The organism is Streptomyces sp. NPDC038200 (genome assembly GCF_055600785.1).
Genome location: NZ_JBVJYH010000003.1, coordinates 236,580 through 253,497, shown reverse-complemented (window position 1 = coordinate 253,497; position 16,918 = coordinate 236,580). Strand labels below are relative to the sequence as shown.

Below are 16,918 nucleotides of genomic sequence, written 5' to 3'. Positions count from 1 at the left end.
AACGGCGACGGCGGCCGGTGCACGCGGAGATCCTCCGCGCACCGGCCGCCGCCGTACGGGGTCACAGCGCCGTGAGGTGCCCCGGCTGCTCCGGCTGCCTCGGCAGCAGCACCGGTTCGGCCGTCGCCGTCGTCGGCTCCAGGGCGAGGACCGCCGCCACCGGGTGCTCGTCGTGCTCGTCGAGCCCCTCGGAACGTTCCGCGGAGCCCGCGTGGGGGGCCGCCCTGCTGAGCAGCACCACGCCCCACGAGGCCAGTCCCGCACCGGCCAGGGCCAGCAGCACCCCGCCGACCCCGCCCTGCAGGCCCTGCCCCAGCAGCGTGAGGCCGATCACCGCGGCGGCCATCGGGTTGGCGAGGGTGACCACGGCCAGCGGGGCGCCGAGCCCACCGCGGTAGGCCGTCTGGGACAGCAGCAGCCCGCCGACCGCGAAGGCGGCGACGAGCACCGCGACCACGATCACCTCCGTGCCCAGGACCGGGCCGGAGCGGTCCGTGGCCGCCACGGTCACCGTCTGGGTGAGCGCCGAGGCGACACCGGAGGCGAAGCCGGACGCGGTCGCGTGCCGCAGCCCCGGCCGGGCGCCGGGCCGGGCCAGCAGACCGATCGCCGCAGCGGTCGTACCCGCCACCGCCACCGCCTCGGTCAGCGACAGCACCCGGGCGGGAGCCGGACCGGAGGCGGCCACCAGCAGCGCGCCCAGCCCGAGCAGCGTGAGCGCCGTTCCGCGCCACTCCACCGCGCTGACCCGCCGCCCGGCCGCCCGCGCGCCCAGCGGCACGGCCGCGACCAGGGTGAGCGCACCCAGCGGCTGGACGACGGTGAGCGGGCCGTACTTCAGGGCGACGACGTGCAGCACTGCCGCCGCGGCGTTCAGCCCGACCGCCGACCACCAGGCGCCGGTGCCCAGCAGCCGCAGCAGACCGGTGCCGGCGCTGCGCGCGGCGAGGCGCTCCTGGGCGACGGCGGCCAGCGCGTAGGCGACGGCCGACACGAGGGAGAGGCCGAGGGCGGCCGGCGCTGCGGCGTTCATCGGGCCGCCCCCACCAGGACCGGCTCGGGCGCGCCCAGCCTGTCGGCGTCCCGCCCCGCCGTGGTGGCCGTGCGCCGGGGCGGATGGATGACCGCGAGGGCGAGGCCGAGCATGGCCGTCGCGACGATCGCGTCGAGCCAGTAGTGGTTGGCCGTGCCCACGATCACCAGCAGGGTGATCAGCGGGTGCAGCAGCCACAGCCCGCGCCACCGGGACCGGGTGGCGGCGATCAGGCCGATCGCCACCATCAGCGCCCAGCCGAAGTGCAGCGAGGGCATCGCCGCGAACTGGTTGGAGAGGTGGTCGCTGGACGGCGGTCCGTAGACGGACGGGCCGTAGATCCGGGCGGTGTCCACCAGGCCCGTGCCGGTCAGCATCCGCGGCGGGGCCAGCGGGAAGGTGAACGGCAGCACCAGGGCGGCGGTGGTGACGACCGCGAGGACCCGGCGGGCCCACACGTAGTGCGCGGGCCGCCGCAGGTACAGCCAGACCAGGAAGGCGAGCGTGGCCGGAAAGTGCACGGTCGCGTAGTAGGTGTTCGCCAGGTGGACGAGGGTGTCGCCGTGCAGCAGTGCGGACTGCACGGCGGTCTCGTGGGGGAGATGCGCGGCCCGCTCCAGACGCCACACGTCGTGGGCGTTGCGGAAGGACTCCGCGGTGTGGCCGGTGGCCAGCCGGCGGCCGAGTTTGTAGACCAGGAAGAGCCCGGCGACCAGCAGGAACTCACGTATCAGAGGTGGGCGTGCCGGGTTCTCCGGTTCCGTTTCCGCCTCCGCAGGCTCGGTTCGGGCATTCATCCCCCGGCCCCTTCGCTGACGGTGGTGCGTGTGGTGGTGAGTCGCGTGATCGAACTCATCGATACGTTGCCGTACCGATACGCCAGTGTACCGATACGGTCGAGTACCGGTACACTTGCGTATCGATTGATCTGCGCCACACTGGGAACAGGCACGAGTGAGGGGAAGGCATCGCATGACGTCGCAGGCCGCGGACGAACCGGAGACGGTCGTCGCCTCGCGCCGCTCCAAGATCACGCCGGAGCGTGAGCGGGAGTTCTTCGACGCCGTGCTGGAACAGATCCGTGAGTGCGGCTACGACTCCGTCACCATGGAAGGCGTCGCCGCCAGCACCCGGTGCAGCAAGTCCACGCTCTACCGGCAGTGGAAGACCAAGCCGCAGTTCGTCGCGGCGGCGCTGCGCGCCAGCCGCCGGGTGCGGTTCGCCGGCATCGACACCGGATCGCTCGCCGAGGACCTGCGCCAGGCCGCGCGGGCCGCGGGCGACTGGTCCGGCAAGGACACCCGGCTGCTGCAGGCCCTGGGACACGCGGTGACCTCGGACCAGGAGCTGGCCGAGGCGCTGCGCGACGCGCTGGTCCGCCCGGAGATCGCCGCGCTGGAGGAGATGCTCGCCCGGGGCGTGGCCCGGGGAGAGGTGCGGGCGGGGCACCCCGCGCTGGAGTACATCCCCGCCATGATGTTCGGCGTCCTGCGCGTCCGGCCGGTGCTCAACGGCCAGTACGCCGACGCCGACTACCTGGTCCGCTTCGTGGAGGCGGCCGTGCTGCCCTCGCTCGGACTGAAATGAGGCCCAGGCCGCCGTTCACGGGATGACTGGACGGTGACCTGCCCGCGCCGCACCGTGGGGACGGGGGCGGCGCGCACCCCCCGGCCGGGTGGGGTTCTCCTTGAGCGGAGGGGAATCCCACCCGGCCGATTCGTGTCTCAGACGTCCTGGCCGTTCCCGCCGCCGGACGAGGCCTTGATCCCCTTCAGGATCTCGTCGATGACGGACAGCTTCTGCCCGACGTCCACGCCGAAGCGGACCACGACGATCTGCTGGGGGTTGTCGGGCGAGGGGAAGGCGACGGACTCGACATAGCCGTCGGCGCCCTTGCTGGTGACCGCCTTCCAGCGCACCAGGTAGCCCTTCTGTCCCGCCACCGTCACCGCCTCGGAGGCCAGCACCTCGTGCGCGGTGATGCTTCCGTAGGTGGTGCCGCCGTACGACTGCTTGGCGTTGGCCGCGATGTCCGCCTTCGCGATCTCCTCGACCGTGCTGCCCTTGATGTTCAGCGCCATCGCCGGAGCCGTGTAGGCGCCGCCGGCGGTGCACGTCTGGGCGGCGTTGCCCGGGCACTTGTAGGAGTCGTCGGAGGTCACCTGGGCGCCGGCGCTGATCGTCTGCCCGGTCCAGCCCTTCGGCACCGGCAGGCTGATGCCGTTGACCGGGTCCGGCACCGACCCGCCGCCCTCGACCTTGGGCGCCTCGGACCGGTTCGGGGACGGTGAGGCCCCGCCCGAACCGCCGGAACCGCCCGAGCCCCCCGAGCCGCCGGGCCCGCCGGGCGGCCCGCCCCGGTCCCCGCCGTCCGGACCCTGCTGCGAACCGGCGCGGTCGCCGCTGCCGCCGTCGTTCTTGGCGAGGGCGTACACGCCGATGCCTATGCTCGCCAGGACCGCTGCCGTCACCGCGACGGCTATGCCCGTGCGCAGTCCGCGCCGGGACGGCGCGGACGGCTGGGCGGGATACGCCGGATACCCCGGGTGCTGCGGGTAGGCGCCGTACGGGGCGGGAACCGGGCCGGCTGGTGGTGCCGGCTGGACCGGCGGCTGCGTCGGGGGACCCCACGCGGCGGCCGTGCCGGCGGGGCGGGTCTGGTCCGTCCAGGCCTTGCCGTCCCACCAGCGCTCGGTGGGCGGACCGTCGTTCGTCTGCCCCGGGTCGGGGTACCACCCGGGAGGAGTCACCTGCGTCATGCCCCCACCGTATGAGGCAACGGTGAAAGCGGGATGAGAGGATCCGCCGCGAAGCGCGCGGACCGGGACATTCCGTCCAGGATTTCTCGATTCCCGGGGCGCACCACCCCTCCACTCTCGCCCGCACGGCCTCCCGAACCCCCCGGCCGCCACTCCCTCGCCCACCGCCCGCGCCGCCACCCCCGGCGAACCCGCGCCCCTTCCACTCGCCCCTGGAAGCTCCGCGTCCCCCCCCGCCACCGCTCGGCCCCGCGCCGCCACCGCCACCCCCTGCCCTCGCACCCCCACCGCGCCACCGCCGGATGCCCTACTTCCCCCCGCCCCCCTGCGCCGTCCCGAGAGGCCGTGCTCGTCCCACCGATCGCGCCGCCTCGGCGGGCCCCGCCGCAGGGGCCGTTGACGCTGCGTCCGCTGGTCGGGCAGGGGGCCGTGTCGCCCGGCCGCACCCACTTTCACCCGGGTGGGCAACAGCTGCCGCGACCGGCCACCGAAGGCCCCGCCGGGCGGCTACGCTCGGGGTCTGTACGTCATTCGGGCGACCTGGGGAGGTAACGGGATGACGGAGGGACGGCCGCCGGCGGCCGGCTCGGCTCCCCTGTGGGAGCGGGACGCCGAGATCGCCACCGTCGCACAGGCACTCGAAGCCCTGTGCGCGGACCAGTCGTCCGCGGGCAGTCTGCTGGTCCTCCGCGGCGAGGCCGGACTCGGCAAGACCGCGCTGCTGGCCGAGACCCGCCGCATCGCCGAACGGCGCGGCTGCACCGTCTGGTCGGCCCGCGGCGCCGAGACGCTGAAGTCCGTCCCGTTCCACGTCGTACGGCAGCTGCTCCAGCCGGCGCTGCTGTCCCTGATGCCCGAGGAGGCCCGCGAGTACCTCGGCGACTGGTACGACATCGCCGGCCCCGCCCTCGGTATAGCCGACCCCCAGGAGGGCAACGCCGACCCGCAGTACGTCTGCGACGGACTCGTCGCCGCGGTACGCCGGCTCGCCCGCCGAGAATGGCCGCTGGTCCTGCTCCTCGACGACGCGCACTGGGCCGACCAGGAAACCCTGCGCTGGCTCGCCGCGTTCGCCGAACGCCTCGACGACGTCTCCGTTCTCGTCGTGGTCGCCCGTCGTCCCGGCGAGGTCAGCGGGGAGAGCGCCCGCCTCCTCGACACGGTCGCCGCCGCCGCGGGCCGTCCCGCCACCACCCTCAGCGCCCTCACCCCGGACGCCACCGCCGGGCTCACCCGGGCCACCGTCGGCCGGCACGCCGACGACGCGTTCTGCCGCGAGGTCTGGGCCGTCACCGGCGGCAACCCCTACGACACCGTCGAACTCCTCGCCAAGGTGCAGGACAGCGAACTCCAGCCGGTCGAGGCACAGGCAGCGGAGCTGCGCCCGCTCAACCGGGCGGCCCGCGGCGGCGGACTGGTCGACCGGCTCAAGGGCCTCGGCCTGGAGGCCACCCGGTTCGCCTGGGCCGCCGCCATCCTCGGCACCGGCATCACCGTCGACATGGTCGCCCGCCTCGCCACCATGAACCACGAACTCGCCCGGCAATGCGCCGAACTCCTCTGCTCCGCCCGCATCCTCACCGCGCCCGACCCCGCCTCCGGCGCCGAACCCGACAACGGCGAGCTGGAGTTCGTCCATCCGCTCATCGCCACCGCCGTCTACAACTCCATCCCGCCCGGCGTGTGCACCGCCATGCACGGAGTCGCCGCGCAGATCATCACCGAGCTGGGCCGCGGCGCCGCCGAGGCCGCCCGGCACCTGCTGAAGGTGCACCCGGACGACGACGAGGAACTCGTCGAGCAACTGCGCGAGGCCGCCCGCGAGCACCTCGCCGTCGGCGCGCCCGACGCCGCCCGCCGCTGCCTGGAACGCGCGCTGGAGGAGCCGCCCCGCCCCGAGGTGCACGCGCTCGTCCTCTACGAACTGGGCTGCGCCAACCTCCTGACCGACCCCGCGGTCACCACCGACCAGCTGCAGAGCGCGCTCGGCATGCCCGGCCTCGACGGGGACGACCGGGTCGACGCCGTCGTCCGCCTCTCCCAGGCGCTGCTCCACAACGACCAGTTGGAGGAGGCCGTCCGAACGGTCGAGGCCGAGGCCGCCCGGCACGAGGCGGGCCCCGTCCGGATGCGGTTGCAGGCCTTCCAGTTCATGTGGGAGTGCATCCACGGCGAGACCGTCTCCCCGGCCCGCTCCCGCCGCCTGGCCGAACTGGCGAGCACCTGCACCGGCCGGGACAACGCCGAACGCGCCCTGCTCGTCCTGCGCGGCTTCGACGCGATGACCCACGGTGAGAGCGCCGACGAGGTCCTCGCACTGTGCGACCGCGCCCTCGTCAACGGCCGCCTCGCGCCCGGCCTCGGCTGGACGGACCCCGAGTGGGGCATGGAGCTGCTGATGATGCTCGGCAGCGCGTACGCCTACGCCGACCGCCTCGACCGCGCGGAGAGCCTGTTCGCCGAGGCCCGCCGCGTCTACACCGGAGCCGGCTGGCGCGGCGGCCATCTCTCCCTGGCCAACGCCTTCCTCGGGCTCGCCTACCGCAGGCAGGGCCGGCTGCACGACGCCGAGACCACCCTGCGCGAGGGCCTGCTGCTCGCCGAACGCGTCGGCCGCCGCCTGCCCCTGTACTGGTCGTCCACCTGCGGACTGGTCGACACCCTGCTGGCCCGCGGGCGGGTCGAGGAAGCCTGGTCGGTCGCCGAACAGTACGGCTTCGCGCCGCCGTACCCGTCCACCATCGTGCTGCCCGACATCCGCTCCGTACGCGGCCGGCTGCTGCTCGCCGTGGGCAGGACCGAGGAGGGCATCAACGAACTGGAGGCCGCCGAGAAGACCGCCGCCTCCCGCGGCGGCCACAACCCGGTCCTCGCTCCCTGGTCCATCGACCTGGCCAAGGCCCTCGCCGGACAGGACCCGGCCCGGGCCGCCCAGCTCGCGTCCGACGCCCGCCGGCAGGCCGAGCGGTTCGGCACGGACACCGCGATCGGCGAAGCCCTGCGCTGCGCCGCCGCCCTGGAGACGGGCCAGCGGGCGGTGCAGCTCGCCGCCCGGGCCGTCACCTACCTGGAGGCCTCGCCCTGCCAGTACGAACACGCGGCGGCCCGCGTCGAGTACGGCATCGCCGCCCGCTCGATCGCGGAACTCAACCGCGGCCTGGACCTCGCCCGCGCCTGCGGCGCGGAGGGGCTCGTGACCCAGGCACGGGACGTACTGGAGACGGGCCGGGGCCTGCGCTGAGAGGACCTCACACGGTCGGCAACCGCGGCGCCGGGACGAGCTGTTGCCGAGAGCGCGACCGGCGGGGTCATCCCCGGTCCCGGTCCGCCTCCTCCTCGGCGAGCACGCGCTGCGCCGTCGCGAACGCCGAGTTGGCCGCCGGCACCCCGCAGTACACCGCCGTCTGGAGCAGCACCGCGCCGATCTCCTCCGGCGTCAGCCCGTTGCGCCGCGCCGCCCGGACGTGCATCGCCAGCTCCTCGTGGTGGCCGTGGGCGACCAGCGCGGTCAGCGTGATCATGCTGCGCTCGCGGCGGGACAGCGTCGGGTCGGTCCAGATCTCCCCCCAGGCGTAGCGCGAGATGAAGTCCTGGAAGCGGGCGGTGAACGGGGTCTGCCGAGCCTGCGCGCGGTCCACGTGGGCGTCGCCCAGCACCTCCCGGCGCACCGCCGTGCCGCTCGGCGGCGGCCCGTCGAGCTGGGTGCGCAGTGCGGTCAGCACGGCCCGCGGACACTGCGCCGGCGCCAGGTGGGAGGCCCCGGGCAGCTCCACCAGCGTCGCCGCCGGCACCGCGTCGGCGATCTCCCGCAGATGCGCGGGCGGGGTCGCCGGGTCCTGCCGGCCCGCCACGAGGAGTGTCGGTACGGTGATCTCCGTGAGCCGGTCGCGCAGGTCGAACGCGGCGAGCGCGTCGCAGCAGGCGGCATACGCGTCCGGGTCGGCCTCCCGATGGTCCCGCACCAGTCGCGGCACGCTGAACCCGGGCGTGAACCAGCGCGCTTCGGCGCTCTCCACCAGCCACTCCAGACCTTCGCGGCGCACCCGCTGCGCCCGCTCCCGCCAGGGCGCCTCCCCGCCGAAGTGCGCGGAGGAGCACAGCACCGCGAGGGAGGACAGCCGCTCGGGGTGGTGGACGGCCAGGTGGAGGCCGACGGCGCCGCCCAGGGAGACGCCCGCGTAGGCGAACCGGCCGATGCCGAGCGCGTCGGCGAGTTCCAGTACCAGCGCGGCCAGGTCGGCGACGGTGGCGCCCGGCCCGATCAGGTCCGCCGCCGAGCCCCCGTGCCCCGGCAGGTCCCAGCGGACCACCCGGTGTCCGGCGGACAGCTCGGGCGCGACCTGGTCCCACAGGGCGTGGGAGGTGCCCAGCGAGGGCCCCAGCAGCAGGGGCGGCGCGGCGGGCGACCCTTCTTCCAGGTGATCGAGGAGTTTCACGGTCAACGTCGCTCCAGCGCACGGTCGGTGAGGAGCCCCGCGAAACCCGTGTAGTGCGCCGGATCCCCGAGGTCGTCCAGGTCGATGTCCTGCAACTCGGCCTGTTCGCCGAGCAGTTCACGCAAGGGCCGGTTCTCCGCGTGGGCGCGGCGGGCCAGTTCGGTCAGCAGCTCCCCGGCCCGCGCACGGCCGAGGACGGGGGTGAGGGCGGCGGACAGCCGTTCGGAGACGATCAGGCCCCGGGTGATGCCGAGGTTGCGGCGCATCGCGGCCGGGTGCACCCGCAGCCCCTCGGCCAGCTCGGCCGCGTGCGAGGCCCCGCCGCCCACCAGCCGGAGCAGGTCGCGCAGCGGCTCCCACTCGGCATGCCAGGCACCGGCCGGCCGCTCGTCCTCGGCGACGAGGCAGCCCTGGAGCGTGGCCGCGAGCTGGGGCGCGCGCCGGGCCGCGGCCAGCAGGAGCGTGGCGCGCACCGGGTTCGCCTTGTGCGGCATGGCCGACGAACCACCGCCGCCGCCCTCGCTCAGCTCACCGATCTCGGTACGCGACAGCGTCAGCACGTCCACGGCGAACTTGCCCAGCGCGCCCGCGGTGACCGCCAGGCATCCCGCCAGGTCCGCGATCGGCGTGCGCAGGGTGTGCCAGGGCAGTGCCGGCGCCGCGAGGCCGGTCTCGCGGGCGTACGCCCGGGTCAGGGCGGTGGCGTCCTCGGCGCCGTACGCCCGGAAGGCCGCCAGGGTCCCGGCCGCTCCGCCGAGCTGGGCGGGCAGCGAGTCCCGTACCCGGGTGATGCGGTCACGCGCGTCCAGGACCAGCGAACGCCAGCCGGCGGCCTTCAGCCCGAACGTCGTCGGTACGGCGTGCTGGGTGAGCGTCCGCCCCGGCAGGACCGTGTCCCGGTGCTCCGCGGCGAGCCCGGCGAGCGCCCGCTCGGTGCGGCCGAGGTCGGCCAGGACCACGCCGAGGGTGCGCACGGCGACCAGCATCGTCGCCGTGTCCATGATGTCCTGGCTGGTGGCGCCCCGGTGGACGTAGGGCCCGTGCTCCGCGCCGACCTCCGCGGTCAGATCGGCGACCAGCGGGATGACCGGGTTGCCGCCGTCCCGGGTCCGCGCCGCCAGGGAGCGGATGCCGAACCGGTCCGGCACGGCCGCCTCGGTCACCGCCGCCGCGGCCTCCCGCGGGGCCAGCCCCAGCGCGGCCTGCGCCCGGGTCAGCGCGGCCTCGGCGTCGAGCAGCGCCCGCAGATACGCGTGGTCACCGGTCTCGGACGCGGCACCCGACAGCCCCCATTCGGGCGCGAGCAGGCCGGTGTCGGCGTAGGGAGGGGACGCAAAAGTCACAGGAACTCCAGGAAGACCGTCTCGCCCTCACCCTGAAGGCGGATGTCGAAACGGTAGGTGCCGCCTCCCTCGTCGTGCGCGATCAGCGTGGAGCGCCGGTCGCCCACCCGGGTGAGCAGCGGGTCGGCGGCCAGGGCGGTCTCGTCGCCCGGCAGGTAGAGACGGGTGAACAGGTGGACGAGCAGGCCGCGCGCGAAGACGCACACGCTGAGGTACGGCGCGTTCCGCCCGCGCGCGCCGGGGCGCAGCGTGCGAGCGTACCAGTGGCCGTTCGCGTCGGTCTGGCTGCGGCCCCAGCCGGTGAACTCGACGCCGTTGCGGCCCAGGTGGCCGCCGGTGGCCGGGTCGCGCCGGAGGGAACCGTCGACCCGCGGCACGGTCCCGTCGGGACGGGGGCCCCACAGTTCGACGAGCGCGTCGGGCACCGGGGCGCCCGCGCCGTCGAGGACGTGCCCGCGCACGGTGACCGTGTCCGGGTGACCGAGCGGCGCGATCTCCTCGCCGTCGCGGAACGGCAGCGCGTGACCGTAGAACGGGCCGACCGTGTGGGAAGGGGTGGGCGGCACCCGCTCGGGGCCGCTCGTGTCGGTGAGCGTCATGGCGGTCAGCGTCCTTCTTCCGTCCAGGTGGCGGCCGGGCCGTCCAGCACGACGTCCCAGTGGTAGCCGAGGGAGAACTCCGGCACCGACAGGCCGTGGTCGTAGGCGGCGACCAGCCGCTGCCGGGCCGCGTCGTCCGTCACCGACTGCAGGATCGGGTCGTGGGGGAACAGCGGATCGTTCGGGAAGTACATCTGGGTCACCAGCCGCTGCGTGAACGCCGTGCCGAACACCGAGAAGTGGATGTGGGCCGGCCGCCAGGCACCCACGTGGTTGCGCCAGGGATACGGGCCGGGCCGGATGGTGGTGAAGTGGTAACGGCCGTCGGCGTCGGTGAGGGTACGGCCCGCGCCGGTGAAGTTCGGGTCCAGCGGGGCGTCGTGCTGCTCGCGCCGATGGGCGTAGCGGCCGGCCGAGTTGGCCTGCCAGATCTCGATGAGCTGGCCGCGGACCGGGCGCCCGTGCCGGTCCAGCAGCCGCCCGGAGACGGTGATCCGCTCGCCGATCGGCTCCCCGGTGTGCTGCCGGGTGAGGTCGTTGTCGACCTCGGTGATGTCGCGTTCCCCGAAGGCGGGGGAGTACAGCTCCACCAGTTCGGGGTCCTTGCCGGTGTCGATCGCCACCAGCGGCTGCTTCGGATGGCGCAGCAGGGAGGAACGGTAGGGCGCGTAGTCGCGCCGGGGGTGGTGCTCGACGGGTGCGCCCTCGGCCACGCGCTTGTCGTAGGCCGCGTGCTCGGCGGCGATCTCCTGGTCGATGTCCTGCTGGGTGAGGGGCATGGGGGTGGGCATGGGTATCCGACGCTTCCTGTCGTTCGAGGACGAGGACGAGGGCGAGCCCGAAGTACCGCGGACCGATGGCCGACAAGCCGGTCGCGCGGAACCGGGTTCACAGCAGGTGCCCCCCGATGGTCAGGTCCGCAGCGGTCCGGGCGACGACCTCGTCCACGGGGACACCCGGCGCGGTCTCGGTCAGCACGAGTCCGGCGTCCGTGACGTCCAGTACCGCGACATCGGTGATGACTCGGTTCACGCAACCCTTGCCCGTGAGCGGCAGCGTGCACTCCTTGAGGATCTTTGCCGAGCCGTCCTTCGCCGTGTGGGTCATCACCACGATCACCTGCCGGGCGCCATGGACCAGATCCATCGCCCCGCCGATCCCGGTGACCAGCTTCCCCGGCACGGCCCAGTTGGCCAGATCCCCGCGCGCGGAGACCTGCATCGCACCGAGGACGGCGACATCGACGTGCCCGCCCCGGATCATCGCGAACGACAGCGCCGAATCGGAGAAGGACGCCCCCGGCAGGACCGTCACCGTCTCCTTGCCCGCGTTGATCAGATCCGGGTCGACCAGGTCCTCCGTGGGGTAGGGGCCGGTACCCAGGATGCCGTTCTCCGACTCCAGCACCACCTCCACTCCCGCGGGCAGATGGTTCGGGATCAGCGTGGGCAGTCCGATGCCGAGGTTGACGTACTGCCCGTCGTGCAGCTCGCGGGCCGCGCGGGCGGCCATCTCCTCGCGCGTCCAGGCCATCAGCCGCTCACCGTCCGCCGCTCGATCCGCTTGTCGGCCGCCTCCGCGGAGGTCAGCGCCACCACCCGCTGCACGAAGACGCCCGGCAGATGCACCGCGTCCGGGTCGATCTCCCCGGGCTCGACCAGTTCCTCCACCTCGGCGATCGCGACCCGGCCGGCCATCGCCGCCAGCGGATTGAAGTTCCGGGCCGACTTGGTGAACACGAGATTGCCGTGCCGATCGCCCCGCGCCGCCCGCACCAGCGCGAAATCGGTGCGGATCCCCCGCTCCAGCACGTACTCGGTGCCGTCGAACGCGCGGACCTCCTTCGCCGGCGAGGCCACCGCCACCCCGCCCGAGCCGTCGTAGCGCCAGGGCAGTCCGCCCTCGGCCACCTGGGTGCCCACCCCGGCCGGGGTGTAGAAGGCGGGGATGCCCGCCCCGCCCGCGCGCAGCCGCTCGGCCAGCGTGCCCTGCGGGATCAGCTCCACCTCCAGCTCCCCGGCCAGGTACTGGCGGGCGAACTCCTTGTTCGCGCCGATGTAGGAGCCGGTCACCCGGGCGATCCGGCCGGCGGCCAGCAGCACGGCGAGACCGGACTCCATCGCGCCGCAGTTGTTCGACACCACGCTCAGCGCACCGACCCCGCGCTCGTGCAGCGCCTGGATCAGCACGTTCGGCACACCGCTCAGCCCGAAACCGCCCACCGCCAGTGAGGCGCCGTCCGGCACATCGGCCACCGCCTCCCCGGCCGTGGCGACCACCTTGTCCACCGTGAAGCCCCCTCTCTGCGGTTCGTCAGGAAACAGATGCTCAGCGCCTACAGATGCTCAGCGTCCCCAGATGCTCAGCGCACTGAGCATTCGGTGAGGTGCTCATCACGCTGCCACCGGCGGCGACGACCGTCAAGAGGTGCGTCGATGCGACGAACGAGCCGATACGGGCGGCTGAGGCGCCGGGTATTGTTCAGTGCACCAACGAATCGATCAGGGGAGCGCACATGGCCGCGGTGGATCTCGCCACCCATCCCGGGCATCTGGCCCGGCGGCTCCAGCAGGCGCACTACCTGCTGTGGAACACGATGGTCTCGGAGGAGATCACCTCGCCGCAGTTCGCGGTCATGAACACGCTCGTCGCCGAGCCGGGACTCGACCAGCGGACGGTGGGGGAGCGCGTGGGCCTGGACCGGTCCACGATCGCCGAGGTCATCAGCCGGCTCGACCGCCGGGGGCTGCTGCACAAGGTGCGCGACCCGCGGGACGGCCGGCGCTTCCTGCTCCGCCTCACCGACGACGGCCTGCGCACCCACCGCAAGCTGACCGTGCGGACCGCCCGGATGAACCAGGTGTTCCTCGCCCCGCTGTCCGCCGCGGAGCAGACCGTGTTCTTCGACCTCATCGGCCGGGTCGCGGACGCGGCCGAGGGACTGCGCAACCCGGCCGAGCCGCCGGCCGCCCGGGGCTGACCGCCATGCCCCGCCACCGGTCGTCGTCGGTCGCCGTTGCCGTCGCCCGCTTCCGGTCATGTCCCGGCCGCGGTTCGGTGCGGGGGCGCGGGGGTACCCGGCCGCCACCGCAGAGAGGACGCAGTCGTACGGAAACCTAGGGAGCACGACCCATGAAGGCAGTGACCTGGCAGGGAAAGCGGGACGTCAGGGTCGAGGAGGTGCCCGACCCCCGGATCGAGGAACCCACGGACGCCGTCATCCGCATCACCTCCACCGGACTGTGCGGCTCCGACCTGCATCTCTACGAGGTGCTCACTCCGTTCATGACGCCGGGGGACATCCTCGGCCATGAACCCATGGGGATCGTGGAGGAGGTCGGTTCCGAGGTGACGAACCTGCGGCCCGGCGACCGGGTCGTGGTGCCCTTCCAGATCGCCTGCGGGCACTGCTTCATGTGCGACACCGGGCTGCCCACCCAGTGCGAGACCACGCAGGTCACGGGCGAGGGCATGGGCGCAGCCCTGTTCGGCTACACCCGCCTCTACGGCGCCGTACCGGGCGCGCAGGCGGAGTATCTGCGCGTCCCGCAGGCGCAGTTCGGCCCGATCAAGGTGCCGGAGGGCCCGTCGGACGACCGGTTCGTCTACCTCTCCGACGTACTGCCCACCGCCTGGCAGGCCGTCGAGTACGCCGCGGTCCCGCCCGGCGGCACCCTCGCCGTCCTGGGGCTCGGCCCGATCGGCGACATGGCCTGCCGCCTCGCCCTGGCCCGCGGCGCCGAGAAGGTCTTCGGCGTCGACCTGGTCCCGGAGCGGCTCGCCCGGGCGAACCGGCGCGGTGTGCAGACCTACGACCTCCGGGCCTTCGACGACGAGAAGGCGCTGGTCCACGCCATCCAGGACGAGACCGGCGGCCGGGGTCCGGACGCGGTGATCGACGCCGTCGGCACCGAGGCCCACGGCAGTCACGCCGCCAAGCTGGCCCAGACGGCCACCGCGCTCATGCCCCGCAAGCTCAGCGGCCCGCTCGCCGAACGCTTCAGCATCGACCGGATGGGCGCCCTCTACATGGCGATCGACCTGGTCCGCCGCGGCGGCACGATCTCGCTCAGCGGTGTCTACGGCGGCATGGCCGACCCTTTGCCGATGCTGACCCTCTTCGACAAGCAGATCCAGCTCCGCATGGGCCAGGCCAACGTCCGCCGCTGGACCGACCAGATCATGCCCTTCCTGACGGACGAGGACCCGCTCGGCGTCGACGACTTCGCCACGCACCGGCTGCCCCTGGCCGAGGCGCCGCACGCCTACGAGATGTTCCAGCGCAAGCAGGAGGGCGCCATCAAGATCCTCATGCAGCCGTAGCCGAGAGCGTGTTCGAAGCGCGGCCGTAGCCGCGGCGGTGGCCGGAGCCGGAGCCGGAGTGCGAGCGGAGCAGGAGCGCCGGCCGGAGCCGGGAGCACGGCCCGGGTGGTCGCCGCGAGGGTGGCGCCGGCTCAGCCGTGGTGCTTCTCGCCGAGGATCTCCGCCAGGTCGTAGCACACCGGCTCCTCCAGCTGGGCGTACGTGCAGCTCTCCGGAGTGCGGTCCGGACGCCAGCGGCGGAAGCGTGCCGTGTGCCGGAACCGCTGCCCGTTCTCCATGTGGTCGTACGCCACCTCGGCCACCCGCTCCGGCCGGAGCGGCACCCACGACAGGTCCTTCTTGCCGGACCAGCGGCTCGGCGCTCCCGGCAGCCGGGCCGTCTCGTGTGCGGCCTCCTCCGACCAGGCGGCCCACGGGTGCCCGGACACGTCGTCCAGGCGCAGCGGCTCCAGCTCGTCCACCAGTTCGGCGCGTCTCTTCATGGGGAAGGCCGCCGACACGCCCACGTGCTGGAGCCGTCCCCCCGCGTCGTACAGTCCCAGCAGCAGCGAGCCCACCACCGGGCCGCTCTTGTGGAAGCGGTACCCGGCGACGACGACGTCCGCCGTCCGCTCGTGCTTGATCTTGAACATGGCCCGCTCGTCCTGCAGATAGCGCAGAGTGAGCGGCTTGGCGACGACCCCGTCGAGACCGGCCCCCTCGAACTGCTCGAACCACTGCCGGGCCACCTCGATGTCGGTCGTCGCCGGCGCCACGTGCACCGGTGGGGTCGCGTCCGCGAGGGCCCGGTCCAGCAGGGCGCGCCGGTCGGTCAACGGCACGTCGAGCAGGGCGTGGTCGTCCAGGGCCAGCAGGTCGAAGGCGACGAAGGAGGCGGGGGTCTTCTCGGCCAGCATCCGCACCCGGGAGGCCGCCGGGTGGATCCGCTCCGTCAGCGCGTCGAAGTCCAGCCGGCCGTTCCGCGCGATCACGATCTCCCCGTCCAGCACGCACCGCTCGGGCACCCGCTCCTTCAACGCCTCGGCCAGCTCGGGAAAGTACCTGGTCAGCGGCTTACCGGTGCGGCTGCCCAGCTCGACCTCGGCCCCGTCCCGGAACACGATCGCCCGGAAACCGTCCCACTTCGCCTCGTAGTGCATACCCGGCGGGATCTTCGCCACCGACTTGGCGAGCATCGGCTTCACGGGCGGCATGACGGGGAGATCCATGAGACCGATTCTGCGCGCACACGTACGGCTTCGCCCGGTGTGCGCACTGTGCGGGGGACGCCTACCGTGGCCGCATGGGTGAAGCGGTGGAACTGGAGCTGGCCGGCCGGACCGTACGGCTGTCCAGCCCGGACAAGGTGTTCTTCCCGGAACGGGGGTTCACCAAGCTGGATCTCGCCCGGTACTACGCCTCCGTCGCCCCCGGCATCCTGCGCGCCCTGCGCAACCGCCCCACCACCCTGGAACGCTACCCGGACGGCGTCGGCGGCGAGTGGTTCTACCAGAAGCGGGCCCCCAAGGGCATGCCCGACTGGATCCCGACCGCCCACATCACCTTCCCCAGCGGGCGCAGCGCCGACGAGATGTGCCCCACCGAAGAGGCCGCCGTGGTGTGGGCCGCGCAGTACGGCACCCTCACCTTCCACCCCTGGCCGGTCCGCGCCACCGACGTCGACCACCCCGACGAACTCCGCATCGACCTCGACCCCCAGCCCGGCACCGACTACGCCGACGCGGCCCGCGCCGCCCACGAACTGCGCGCCGTCCTGGACGAGTTCGGCGGGCTGCGCGGCTGGCCGAAGACGTCGGGCGGCCGGGGCCTGCACGTCTTCGTCCCCATCGAACCGCGCTGGACCTTCACCCAGGTGCGCCGTGCGGCGATCGCGGTGGGCCGGGAGATGGCACGCCGGATGCCCGACCAGGTGACCATCAAGTGGTGGAAGGAGGAGCGCGGCGAGCGCATCTTCCTGGACTACAACCAGACCGCCCGCGACCGCACCATCGCCTCCGCGTACTCCGTACGCCCCCGCCCGCACGCCCCCGTCTCGGCGCCGCTGCGCTGGGAGGAGGTCGGTGTCGCGCAGCCCCGTGACTTCGACCTCGCCACCATGCCGGCCCGGTTCGCCGAACTCGGTGACCTCCACGCCGACATGGACGACCACGCCTACTCCCTGGACGCCCTGCTGGAGCTGGCCCGCCGGGACGAACACGAGCACGGCCTGGGCGACCTGCCGTATCCGCCGGAGTACCCGAAGATGCCCGGCGAACCCACACGCGTCCAGCCGAGCCGGGCCCGACGGGAATCCTCGACCTGACGGCGCGACCCGGCACCGACGACCGGTGAGCGAACGCGGCGGGGAGGGGCGGATGCCGACCGCAAGCGCTCCGGAGGCCGGACCGCACCGGTGTCCCGCGGCTATCCTGATCGCCAGCCGCCG

The 16,918-nt window shown here is 73.6% G+C and carries 15 protein-coding genes; 5 read left to right on the top strand and 10 right to left on the bottom strand.

Translation table 11 applies throughout. The features are described from left to right. Positions 1–61: 61 nt before the first annotated feature. Positions 62–1,033 (bottom strand): hypothetical protein, encoded by a 972-nt coding sequence (locus tag ACZ7KF_RS08545; RefSeq protein WP_471070385.1) that lies wholly within the window; start codon positions 1,031–1,033, stop codon positions 62–64. Next, positions 1,030–1,830 (bottom strand): phosphatase PAP2 family protein, encoded by an 801-nt coding sequence (locus ACZ7KF_RS08540; RefSeq protein ID WP_471070384.1) that lies wholly within the window; start codon positions 1,828–1,830, stop codon positions 1,030–1,032. Before ACZ7KF_RS08540 ends, ACZ7KF_RS08545 begins: the two co-directional genes overlap by 4 nt. 175 nt (positions 1,831–2,005) lie before the next feature. Here ACZ7KF_RS08540 and ACZ7KF_RS08535 point away from each other — a divergent pair, with 175 nt between their 5' ends. Continuing rightward, complete coding sequence (locus tag ACZ7KF_RS08535; RefSeq protein WP_471070382.1) at positions 2,006–2,620, top strand: TetR/AcrR family transcriptional regulator; 615 nt, start codon at positions 2,006–2,008, stop codon at positions 2,618–2,620. 137 nt (positions 2,621–2,757) lie between these two features. On the opposite strand, the gene ACZ7KF_RS08530 is transcribed toward ACZ7KF_RS08535, so the two are convergent. Beyond that, positions 2,758–3,792, bottom strand: coding sequence for a DUF2510 domain-containing protein (locus ACZ7KF_RS08530; RefSeq protein WP_471070380.1), 1,035 nt, complete (start codon positions 3,790–3,792; stop codon positions 2,758–2,760). Between the two features lie 556 nt (positions 3,793–4,348). Between ACZ7KF_RS08530 and ACZ7KF_RS08525 the strand changes: the two genes are divergently transcribed. Further along, positions 4,349–7,033, top strand: a complete 2,685-nt coding sequence (locus ACZ7KF_RS08525; protein ID WP_471070378.1) for an ATP-binding protein — start codon at positions 4,349–4,351, stop codon at positions 7,031–7,033. 67 nt (positions 7,034–7,100) lie between these two features. On the opposite strand, the gene pcaDC is transcribed toward ACZ7KF_RS08525, so the two are convergent. The 6 genes from pcaDC to ACZ7KF_RS08495 all read right to left on the bottom strand — a co-directional run bounded on the left by pcaDC (position 7,101) and on the right by ACZ7KF_RS08495 (position 12,458). Beyond that, positions 7,101–8,234, bottom strand: a complete 1,134-nt coding sequence (pcaDC, locus tag ACZ7KF_RS08520) for a bifunctional 3-oxoadipate enol-lactonase/4-carboxymuconolactone decarboxylase PcaDC (protein ID WP_471070376.1) — start codon at positions 8,232–8,234, stop codon at positions 7,101–7,103. Beyond that, on the bottom strand, positions 8,231–9,571 hold the full coding sequence (gene pcaB, locus ACZ7KF_RS08515) for a 3-carboxy-cis,cis-muconate cycloisomerase (protein ID WP_471070374.1): 1,341 nt from the start codon (positions 9,569–9,571) through the stop codon (positions 8,231–8,233). Before pcaB ends, pcaDC begins: the two co-directional genes overlap by 4 nt. Further along, entirely contained in the window at positions 9,568–10,170 is a 603-nt protein-coding gene (gene pcaG / locus ACZ7KF_RS08510) for a protocatechuate 3,4-dioxygenase subunit alpha (RefSeq protein ID WP_471070372.1), read from the bottom strand. Before pcaG ends, pcaB begins: the two co-directional genes overlap by 4 nt. 5 nt (positions 10,171–10,175) lie before the next feature. Next, on the bottom strand, positions 10,176–10,949 hold the full coding sequence (gene pcaH / locus ACZ7KF_RS08505) for a protocatechuate 3,4-dioxygenase subunit beta (protein ID WP_471070944.1): 774 nt from the start codon (positions 10,947–10,949) through the stop codon (positions 10,176–10,178). Positions 10,950–11,058: 109 nt separating this feature from the next. Further along, positions 11,059–11,703, bottom strand: coding sequence for a CoA transferase subunit B (locus tag ACZ7KF_RS08500; protein ID WP_471070370.1), 645 nt, complete (start codon positions 11,701–11,703; stop codon positions 11,059–11,061). Continuing rightward, the gene (locus ACZ7KF_RS08495; RefSeq protein ID WP_471070368.1) at positions 11,703–12,458 is read right to left on the bottom strand and encodes a CoA transferase subunit A; all 756 of its coding nucleotides are present in this window, start codon (positions 12,456–12,458) and stop codon (positions 11,703–11,705) included. The genes ACZ7KF_RS08500 and ACZ7KF_RS08495 overlap by 1 nt, the downstream gene beginning before the upstream one ends. A 227-nt stretch (positions 12,459–12,685) precedes the next feature. Here ACZ7KF_RS08495 and ACZ7KF_RS08490 point away from each other — a divergent pair, with 227 nt between their 5' ends. Both ACZ7KF_RS08490 and ACZ7KF_RS08485 read left to right on the top strand, forming a co-directional pair. Then, the gene (locus ACZ7KF_RS08490) at positions 12,686–13,150 is read left to right on the top strand and encodes a MarR family winged helix-turn-helix transcriptional regulator (protein WP_471070367.1); all 465 of its coding nucleotides are present in this window, start codon (positions 12,686–12,688) and stop codon (positions 13,148–13,150) included. Positions 13,151–13,302: 152 nt separating this feature from the next. Beyond that, positions 13,303–14,493: a zinc-dependent alcohol dehydrogenase gene (locus ACZ7KF_RS08485; RefSeq protein WP_471070365.1), complete on the top strand. Its 1,191-nt coding sequence runs from the start codon at positions 13,303–13,305 to the stop codon at positions 14,491–14,493. A 131-nt stretch (positions 14,494–14,624) separates the two neighbouring features. Here the strand turns inward: ACZ7KF_RS08485 and ACZ7KF_RS08480 are convergent, their stop codons facing one another. Continuing rightward, positions 14,625–15,701, bottom strand: coding sequence for an ATP-dependent DNA ligase (locus tag ACZ7KF_RS08480; protein ID WP_471070364.1), 1,077 nt, complete (start codon positions 15,699–15,701; stop codon positions 14,625–14,627). 74 nt (positions 15,702–15,775) lie between these two features. Between ACZ7KF_RS08480 and ligD the strand changes: the two genes are divergently transcribed. Beyond that, positions 15,776–16,795: a non-homologous end-joining DNA ligase gene (gene ligD / locus ACZ7KF_RS08475; protein ID WP_471070363.1), complete on the top strand. Its 1,020-nt coding sequence runs from the start codon at positions 15,776–15,778 to the stop codon at positions 16,793–16,795. Positions 16,796–16,918: the final 123 nt, after the last annotated feature.

Coding starts and splice junctions, on each gene's coding strand:
- pcaG (WP_471070372.1), bottom strand. CDS start 10,170: ATGACGCTCACCGACACGAGCGGCCCCGAGCGGGTGCCGCCCACCCCT.
- ACZ7KF_RS08540 (WP_471070384.1), bottom strand. CDS start 1,830: ATGAATGCCCGAACCGAGCCTGCGGAGGCGGAAACGGAACCGGAGAAC.
- pcaH (WP_471070944.1), bottom strand. CDS start 10,949: ATGCCCCTCACCCAGCAGGACATCGACCAGGAGATCGCCGCCGAGCAC.
- ACZ7KF_RS08485 (WP_471070365.1), top strand. CDS start 13,303: ATGAAGGCAGTGACCTGGCAGGGAAAGCGGGACGTCAGGGTCGAGGAG.
- ligD (WP_471070363.1), top strand. CDS start 15,776: ATGGGTGAAGCGGTGGAACTGGAGCTGGCCGGCCGGACCGTACGGCTG.
- ACZ7KF_RS08545 (WP_471070385.1), bottom strand. CDS start 1,033: ATGAACGCCGCAGCGCCGGCCGCCCTCGGCCTCTCCCTCGTGTCGGCC.
- ACZ7KF_RS08535 (WP_471070382.1), top strand. CDS start 2,006: ATGACGTCGCAGGCCGCGGACGAACCGGAGACGGTCGTCGCCTCGCGC.
- ACZ7KF_RS08500 (WP_471070370.1), bottom strand. CDS start 11,703: ATGGCCTGGACGCGCGAGGAGATGGCCGCCCGCGCGGCCCGCGAGCTG.
- ACZ7KF_RS08480 (WP_471070364.1), bottom strand. CDS start 15,701: ATGGATCTCCCCGTCATGCCGCCCGTGAAGCCGATGCTCGCCAAGTCG.
- ACZ7KF_RS08530 (WP_471070380.1), bottom strand. CDS start 3,792: ATGACGCAGGTGACTCCTCCCGGGTGGTACCCCGACCCGGGGCAGACG.
- ACZ7KF_RS08490 (WP_471070367.1), top strand. CDS start 12,686: ATGGCCGCGGTGGATCTCGCCACCCATCCCGGGCATCTGGCCCGGCGG.
- ACZ7KF_RS08525 (WP_471070378.1), top strand. CDS start 4,349: ATGACGGAGGGACGGCCGCCGGCGGCCGGCTCGGCTCCCCTGTGGGAG.